The organism is Chlorogloeopsis fritschii PCC 6912 (genome assembly GCF_000317285.1).
GTDB lineage: Bacteria > Cyanobacteriota > Cyanobacteriia > Cyanobacteriales > Nostocaceae > Chlorogloeopsis > Chlorogloeopsis fritschii.
The window spans coordinates 44,328-53,420 of sequence record NZ_AJLN01000125.1 but is presented as its reverse complement, the minus strand read 5'-3'; the positions used below and the strand labels follow the sequence as shown (position 1 = coordinate 53,420).

Annotated in this window: 4 protein-coding genes; 2 read left to right on the top strand and 2 right to left on the bottom strand. The window is 43.1% G+C overall.

Translation table 11 applies throughout. From position 1 onward, the window contains the following. Nucleotides 1-9: 9 nt before the first annotated feature. Nucleotides 10-2,007, bottom strand: coding sequence for an amylo-alpha-1,6-glucosidase (locus UYC_RS0129225; protein WP_016879764.1), 1,998 nt, complete (start codon nt 2,005-2,007; stop codon nt 10-12). A gap of 355 nt (nt 2,008-2,362) precedes the next feature. Here UYC_RS0129225 and UYC_RS0129220 point away from each other — a divergent pair, with 355 nt between their 5' ends. Together UYC_RS0129220 and UYC_RS0129215 are read left to right on the top strand one after the other, a co-directional pair. Further along, nucleotides 2,363-4,306, top strand: coding sequence for a heavy metal translocating P-type ATPase (locus tag UYC_RS0129220; protein WP_016878934.1), 1,944 nt, complete (start codon nt 2,363-2,365; stop codon nt 4,304-4,306). A gap of 95 nt (nt 4,307-4,401) precedes the next feature. Beyond that, nucleotides 4,402-4,902, top strand: coding sequence for a GNAT family N-acetyltransferase (locus tag UYC_RS0129215; protein ID WP_016878936.1), 501 nt, complete (start codon nt 4,402-4,404; stop codon nt 4,900-4,902). A gap of 186 nt (nt 4,903-5,088) precedes the next feature. Here UYC_RS0129215 and UYC_RS0129210 read toward each other — a convergent pair whose 3' ends face one another. After that, on the bottom strand, nt 5,089-8,970 hold the full coding sequence (locus tag UYC_RS0129210; protein WP_026087753.1) for a hybrid sensor histidine kinase/response regulator: 3,882 nt from the start codon (nt 8,968-8,970) through the stop codon (nt 5,089-5,091). Nucleotides 8,971-9,093: the final 123 nt, after the last annotated feature.

Below are 9,093 nucleotides of genomic sequence, written 5' to 3'. Positions count from 1 at the left end.
TTTTTTGTTTTATAAAGGAGCAATTAACTGCTCGGTTACTAACCAGGCTCGTAGCACTTCTGCTACAGTCCAAGCTTGAGCGATACAACCTCGTGGCGTTATGGGAGCATCACCATCAAATATTTCGCTGAGGCTACCAATACCATGAGCGTGAAGGTGATTAGCCATTGGTTCGAGAAACTGGCGGGCTTGTGCTGGATTTTTGTAAACTCGCAGATACGCCAAGACAAAGGGGCCGATTAGCCATCCCCAAGTTGTACCTTGGTGATAAGCACTATCTCGTTGATGTTGATCGCCACCGTATTGTCCTTGATACTGGGGATGATCGGGGGAAAGCGATCGCAAAGCGTGTGAAGTCAAAAGCATCCGCGCACAGGCATCTACTACAGCTTTTTGCTGATTAGGGGTAAGAGGGCTTTCGGATAGAGATACAGCAAAAATTTGGTTGGGACGTAGGGATGGATCGTTACCATCGGGGCCATCCAGCACATCATAGCAGTAACCTGCCTCCTGATTCCAAAAACGCGAGAATCGAACTAAGGTGCGTTCAGCCATTGCGTCATACTCTTGATGGGGTTTGCCAATATGACGGGCAAGATTTGCCATTATCCGCAGCGCATTATACCAGAGAGCATTCACTTCTATCGGTTTGCCAATGCGTGGTGTAACTACCCAATCACCGATTTTGGCATCCATCCAAGTCAGTTGTGTTCCGGCTTCTCCGGCGTAAAGTAATCCATCTGCCGCATCAAGATGGATGTTATAACGAGTACCGCGACTGTGCCAATCAATAATATCTACTAATATGGGAAAAAGTTCTTCTAGCAAGTCATCATCTTCGGTAAAACGGTAGTAAGCATGAAGGGCTTCAAAATACCAAAGAGTAGCATCGACAGTATTATATTCTGGTGTCTCACCTGCATCCGGAAAGCGATTTGGTAACATTCCCTTGTCTACGTATTTAGCATAGGTGCGGAGAATTGAGCGAGCTATTTCTGAACGCCCAGTAGAAAGAGTTACTCCCGGTAGACTGATCATTGTATCTCTTCCCCAGTCGCTAAACCAGTGATAACCAGCAATAATGGTTTTGCCATGAATGTCATCGTGTCTGGGACGATCCACAATAAATTGATCGGCTGCCAAAACCAAATGATTTACCCAAGCAGGAGTTTCTTTCGCGTGAGAAGAACGGCTGGATTTCCAAAGTGTAATTAACTTTTGCTCTTGGGTGCGGCGGAGTTTAAGAGCTGTTTCACCATTTAAGTTAGGCTCTTTCTCTGTACTGGCAACAAAAGTTAGAGATTCTCCAGGATTAATAATTATTTGAAAAGTAGCAGCGTGCAAATGATCTTCACGATCGCTTAATCCTCGGTAACGTTCTGCTACCAAATCAAATCCGTAATACCAATTGTGGGCAGGAACAGCACTAGCGCGATCGCTGAGTAGGTAAAGTGGTACCGCACTCTCGTAGGCAGTCACGCAAATTCCTCGCTCCACTAACTCAACGCTCATTTTCCACCCATTACTTTGGGTGCTGCCGTGATAATCGCGGTAGTTTACCATTGCTTTGAGGGTTAGCTGTAAAGGTTGAGAGGCACGGCGCAGAAGATAGTGGACGTAAGTAGTGTTGGCTCCCTGCTGCATCCAAATTCGTTTTTCTAACAGGGCATCGGCACAGGCAAAACGCCACACAGGAATAGTGCCCTCCAACGAGAAACGTTCTATGTGCTGGTAACCATTAGGACTAACAATTCCATCAGTCCAACGGTTGGTGCACAAAGGGTAAATTTTATCACCATACAAAACATTTTCATCCACCTTCGCTAACAGTAAGGTGCGACCTAGAGGTGGTTTTAGGGCTGCCATCAGCAAGCCGTGATAACGTCGAGTCAGTAATCCTGCTATAGTACCTGAAGCATATCCACCTATACCATTAGTTACTAACCACTCACGTGATTCTGCTGAATCGAGGATACCACAAATTTCCCTGCCAAATTCAATGCACATATCACTGCCTATCTTTTGGGGAGCACTGTTCTAATTATCGGTTAATTATTCATCGTGACTTTTACATCCGGCTGAGAAGCTAATTAAGAGTTGCTAAGAATAGGGTTGGAGGAACGCAAAAGGACAAGGGGACAAGAGGACAAGGAGACACGGGGAAAAGGGGAGTAATAAACCACTAACTAGTGTACGGGCGGGTTTTAACCGCAATTTCTCTGATGATTACGAATATATCTAAATAAACCCACCCCTACTAACCAATAACCAATCCTAGTCCCCTATTTACTCACACAAGCTTGACATTAACATTAATGTCAAGGTTTAGCTTAAGGGAGTCAGTAGTATTAATTTGGCTCTCATGCTTTACCCAGGACGCTTACATCAATTTACCAAAGAACATATGGATGCTGTAGCAGCTATCTTTTGTGGATTGCTGTTGTTTCTCGGATGGATAGCTTTGCACCTTGGTTTTTTGGGATGGGCGCTACTACTCCTACCTGCAGCGTATATCATTGGTGGCTACGAAAGTGCTCGTGAGGGATTCACTACTCTTGTTAAAGAAAGGGAACTAGATGTAGATTTGTTGATGATTGTGGCAGCATTAGGTGCTGCTGGTTTGGGCTTGTGGCGAAAAGAATATTATCTAATTATCGATGGGGCTGTTTTGATTCTCATCTTTGCAATTAGTGGTGCATTGGAAGGTTATGCGATGCAAAGAACGGAACGGAGCATCCGCAGTTTAATGAGTTTAACTCAAGATACAGCCAGGGTTGTGCGTCAGGGACGAGAAGAGATAGTTCTCATCAACCAGTTGCAACTAGGGGATGAAATTATTGTCAAGCCAGGGGAGTTAATTCCCACAGATGCAATAATTTTGGAAGGTTACAGTTCTCTAAATCAAGCTGCAATTACTGGTGAGTCTTTACCTGTAGAGAGGAAAGTGGGTGAGGAAGTTTTTGCAGGTACGCTGAACGGGTATGGGGCATTAAAGCTGAAGTTGCATCAACCACCGGAAAGTAGTTTAATTCAGCGCGTAATTCGTTTGGTAAAGCAAGCACAAACAGAAGCGCCGCCTTCCCAAGAATTTATTGAGCAATTTGAACGAAGGTATGCACAGGTAATTGTTGTAGTTGGAATCTTTCTGGCTATTTTGCCACCTTTTATTTGGAATTGGGAATGGGAAACTACAATTTATCGTGCCTTAACTTTTTTAGTAGTGGCTTCTCCTTGTGCGCTGATGGCAGCAATTATGCCAACCTTGCTTTCGGGTATTGCCAATGGTGCAAAACAAGGAATTCTGTTTAAAAATGGTGCTCAATTGGAAAGAGTGGGGAAAGTGCGAGCGATCGCTTTTGACAAAACAGGTACTCTTACCACAGGGCAAGTAGAAGTATGTCAAGTAATTGCTAGTAGTGAATATACGCAAGCAGACGTATTAAAAGCTGCGGCTGCTTTAGAATCTCGTTCCGAGCATCCGATTGGTAAAGCAATTGTACAAGCAGCTAGTGATTTGGAATATAAGAGTGCAGTGGAGGTACAAGCTATACCAGGACAGGGAATTGTTGGTTTGGTGAAACAGCAGCAAGTCATTGTTGGGAATGCTGAGTTTGTGCAGCAATATGTAACTAATTTATCAGTAAAATTGCAGGATGCGGCTCATACTTTACAGCAAGAAGGTAAAACAGTTGTTTGGGTGGCACGGGGAGAAGAGGATAAGGATATAGTTTCTCTTTCTACATCATTCAATATAGTGGGTTTAGTTGCCCTTGCCGATAAAATTAGACCGGAAGCAGCAAAAGCGATCGCACATTTACGGAAGCTAGGAGTTGAACAAATTGTCATGTTAACTGGGGATAACCAGCAAACTGCCAACAGTGTTGCTCAAGCAATTGGCATAGACCAAGTATATGCAGAGTTGCTACCAGAAGACAAGCTGCGTGTGATCCGCCATCTTCAAAAAGAATATGAGACAGTAGCAATGGTAGGTGATGGTATTAATGATGCACCGGCGCTAGCTCAGGCTTCTGTGGGTATTGCAATGGGGAAAGCGGGGAGCGATGTAGCTTTGGAAACGGCAGATATTGTCTTAATGGCAGATAAACTAGAGAAAATTGCAGTGGCTATGGGCTTGGGTAAAAGGGCGCAGGTGATTGTAAAACAAAATATAGTTATTGCTCTTTCGTTTATAGTCTTGCTTTTAGTTGGTAATTTTTTGGGAAATGTTAATTTACCACTAGGTGTGGTTGGGCATGAAGGTTCTACAGTATTGGTGACACTGAGTGGATTGAGATTGCTGAAATGAGGTATTTTGTAGGCATCTCAGATTTTGATTGAGGATAGTAAATAACGGTTTTGCTTAGACTAAAAACTCTTCAAGCAAGTTCAAATCTCAATTGGATGATTATTATTGAAACACCACGTCTCATTTTGCAACATCTCACCCTAGATGATGTGGATGAATTAGCTCGTATTTACGGCGATCCTGTTGTCATGAAGTTCTATCCTAGCCCATATACATATGAACAAACACAACAGCAGGTAGAGAGAATCATCAATACCTATCAACAAGGTGGTTGGAGCCTGTGGGCAACTATTCACAAAGGCGATCGCAAGTTGATCGGACGTTGTGGATTGATATCTCAGTTGGTAGATGGGCAACAAGAAGTGGAAATAGGTTATTTACTCGCTAAAGAATATTGGGGGCAAGGTTTGGCAACAGAAGCAGCTATTGCTTGTCGTAATTATGGTTTTGAGCAACTTGGTTTTCACCGCCTGATCTCACTGATTGATCCCGCAAATATAGCATCTCAAAAGGTAGCGATGAAGAATGGTATGAAATACGAGAAAGATGCCCATATGTGGGGCAAAATAGTGCGTGTTTATACGGTACAAAAATAAGAATTGAGATAATATGTCCAAACCCTTTACTTTTTTACTTTTAGTGGAGTTTTCCGCTAAAAAATCACCAGAGCGGTGGGATTGCCCGTGAACAAGTGCGATTGATTAGACATTAACCGCATTTAAGTTGAAAATACCTATTTCAACAGCATAGGTGAGTTCCTACACCTGGTGATTTACTTATTTTTAAGTATTGCGTTCAACTAGGCTGGCTACTACTGTAACTAACTCAGATGGATCGACGGGTTTAGGCATATGCAGTTGAAATCCTGCTTGTATTGCCTGACGGCGATCTTCCGCCCTAGCATATGCTGTTAAAGCTGCCGCTGGAATTTTTCCTCCTTTTTCTGGCGGTTGCGATCGCAGGTGGCGGATTAAAGAGTAACCATCTTCCTCTGGCATCCCAATATCGCTTACCAATACATCCGGTTTGTAGCATTCGATAGCTGCTAGTGCTTCTCGCACGGATGACACCGCTTGAACTTCGGCTTGAGATTCCTGAAGTACTGTAGTGATAAAGTCACGAGTATCAGCTTCGTCATCTACTACTAGCACGCGTACACCGCTAAGGCAGGGAGTAAGGAAAGGAGTGAGGGAGAAGGAAGGGCTATTAACTATTGACTCTTGAGTATGGATTTTTGGTGGTTCAGTCTTTATAAGTGGTAGATTAACTATAAACGTGGTGCCTTGTTGCTTTCCGAGACTTTCTACATGAACTGTACCGCCATGCAGTTCTACTAAATGACGCACGATCGCTAACCCCAATCCAAGCCCACCATAGGATCTGGTAATTGAACTATCTGCTTGACGAAAGCGATCAAATACGTAAGGGAGAAAGTCAGGGCTGATACCGACACCTGTGTCTTTAACGGTAATTTGAGCATTGGATATTGGAGACTGGGTACTGGTGATTGGGTACTGGCAAGAGTCTAGTTGACATTGATTAGTGTCTTTTCTAGTCTCTACTCCCCCATCGTTAGCCCCTGACAATCGTACCTCCACTCGTCCACCTGGGGGTGTGAATTTGATCGCATTGGATAATAAATTCCAAACTACCTGCTGCAACCGTTCTGCATCACCGGAAACGACTGCTACTGTCGGATCGAGAATTGTCTGAATTTGAATATTTTTAGTTTGAGCGGCTAAATTTACAGTATCTAAGGCAGTTTCAATAATGTTAATCAAATCACAAGTACGAACATTCAGACGCAACTTACCTCTAATTATCCGCGAAATATCAAGTAAATCATCCACTAACTGTGCTTGCGCTCTGGCATTTCGCTCAATGGTTTCCAGTGCTTTGTGAATCTGAGTGTCGTTGAGGTTGCGGGAACGCAAAATTTGAGACCAACCAAGGATGGCATTGAGAGGCGATCGCAATTCGTGGGACAATATCGCTAAGAATTCATCTTTCATGCGGTTTGCTTGTTGCAGCTGCTCAGTTTGCTCCTGTAAAGAAGAAATCAAACTGGCACGTTCCATAGCGATCGCGATCTGATCGCAAACTGCTTGCATCATTCCCATCTCATTTTGGGTAAACTTCAAGCGAGTGCGGCTGATAAAGCACAAAGTACCCAATAAGCGCCCTTGTGCCATCAACGGGTAACCATAATAAGCCGTAGCACCAATAGCACGTAAGAATTCTGATTGTGAGTCGGTTGATTGTTGTACATTCTCTACTGCAATCGGAAGGTGCTGTTGGGCGACAGTACCGCACATCCCCATACCAACTCTTAAGCATTCGATTTTTTTGGCACTTTCTTCATCTATGCCGCACCAAGAAGTTAGGTGCATCAGTTGAGAGTTTTCATCAACTAAGTAGTTAAAGTAAACATCTAACCCAATCTGCTCTGAGAGCTTTCGGAATAAACTTTCAATTAGCTTTAGTGGTTCTTGGCTCGATAGTAAATCGCTAGCTGTACTAAATAATAAATGGAGCCGTTTATAGCCCAATGATAAAGCTTTTTCGACTTGCTTGAGATTGGTAATATCCTGAAATGTTAAGACACAAGTAGCCGAATGCCCGTGCATAGCTGGCAAAGTATCAGCATATATCAGCAAAGAGCGGATGCCTGCTGGTGAATGCCAGTCTAACTCTACGCCATCCAAGCGTTCACCACGTGCCACCCGTATTCCTGGTGCTTGAGCATCGGGTATTGGATTGCCCTCAGCGTCTGTTGAGTAGTAGAGAGTATGATAGTCTGTAGCTGAATCTGCCATCGGAAATTTGCCTCCAGCAACTTCGTTAGCTGCTTTGTTGGCAAAAGTTACCTGTGCCGTTCCAGGTTCGATCAAAAGTAGTGGTGTCGGCATCAGGTTAAGTACATCCTCAAGCCATTTTTGTTGATTTTTCTGAACTTCCTCTGCCTGTTTGCGGATTGTGATATCCTCAGCAAAAGCCAAAATTTGATAAATCTTTCCCTGATCATCTAAAATCGGCACATACTTAATTAATGTGGTAAGTACACCGCGATCGGGGGAAATAATTCTGGCTTCTGTTGTTTGAATAGTACGTGTTTCGACTGCCTGAATCAAAGTTGCAAGATAAGGTTCTGTTACCTCAGCAGGGAAAATTTCTTCATCTGTTCGTCCAATAATATCTTCCTTAAGCTTTCCAAATAATTGTAAAGCCGCAGCATTGACAAACTGAAATCGCCGTTGGGCATCATAAATGGCAAAAACATCTGGCATGTGATCAACCGCCAACCGAAATCGCTCTTCGCTTTGGATTAACGCTGCTTGTGCTTGTTTGTGTGCACTTAAATCTAGGATAAACGCAACTGACTCTTCTCGTTTATTTCCCACTAGCGTATAACCCACCAAAACCGGAATCCGGCTGCCATCACGACGAATATATTCTTTCTCGTAGGGCGTACAAGCACCATTAATTTGAGCTTCGGCTATTTTTTGTGCATCCAAATCCAAATACTCTGGTGGCGTAATTTCTTTCCAGCTAATTTTGCCTGCTTTTAAATCTTTGCGAGTATACCCAATCATTTGCAGAAATTTGTCATTTGCCTGCTCGATACCACCGTAGATATCCCCATACAAAATGCCAATAACGTTAGCCTCTACAAAACTTCTCAGTTTTTCAGAATTTGTCTTTAGTGCCTGCTTAACGCGATCGCGCTGGTTAGTTAAACGTTGAACAGAGGAAGCTGTTTCCCAAATCAAAATCGCGAAAATGACAATTAAAATAATCGCAAACAATGCTAATGCAAAGGCTGTATCGTAATGTTTTGACCGTTGTCCTTGCAGAATTAACCATCCTGTAGTTAAAGGTACTGCAAAAGTCGCCAGCAATAAACGACGTGCTAGCAATCCACCATAGGTTTGACTAGTTACGATCTGCATTAACCCCTGCTCTGGTTGTGTCCACAAAATCCCCACACAAAGCGCTGTAAATGTTAATGCTGTGTGTAGTGCCATTGATGTGACATGGGGAAGTATGCCGTAAAGAACTTGCACTTGGTAAGCATAACCAATCAAAGCTAGCAAGGAAATCACAGCTGCACCTAAAGTGAAAATCTGTGCATACCAAATGCTGCGATCGGTTTTTGGTTTCCCCAAAAGCTCTAAAGCTTTACCCAGCAATATAAAGTTTACTGCTGTATTCAACCCCATTCGACCTGGCTGGGATGTCAACCTGGGGTTTGGTTCTTCTAGAAATAGCAGTTGATCGATACCAAAATTCCAGCCAAATAGATATTGGATTAATGTCAGCGTACCAATTAGGAAAACAGTAAATGCACACGCCCTTGCCAGGAGAACACTATGGGAGTACTTGCGCACTTGTGCTGAAATTATTCCTGTATTGCTGTCTTCCCTGCTTTTGATTGATAGCCACAGCGATATGCCTAACAAAATAAAGCATAATGCTGTATTTCCTTTCATGGTTACTTTACTGAGATTGAAGCAGTTCTTCAAAACCTCTAAGTTGAACCACCAGCCAAACATGACAAGGCAGCCAACTACAATGGCGAACACACTTCCAAATTTTCCAATCAGTAAAGGATGTGAAAATATCTGATTTAAACTTTGCTGGCGCAAGCGGTTGACGTACATCATTGAAGGTTATGTAACCGCATCTGTCTAGCGCGGTAAATTTCAAAATTGATTTATAACCACGATTTAGTCACCAACGTATTTTATTTTACAAACTAGTAATTTTCAAATCTACCTTTATGCATA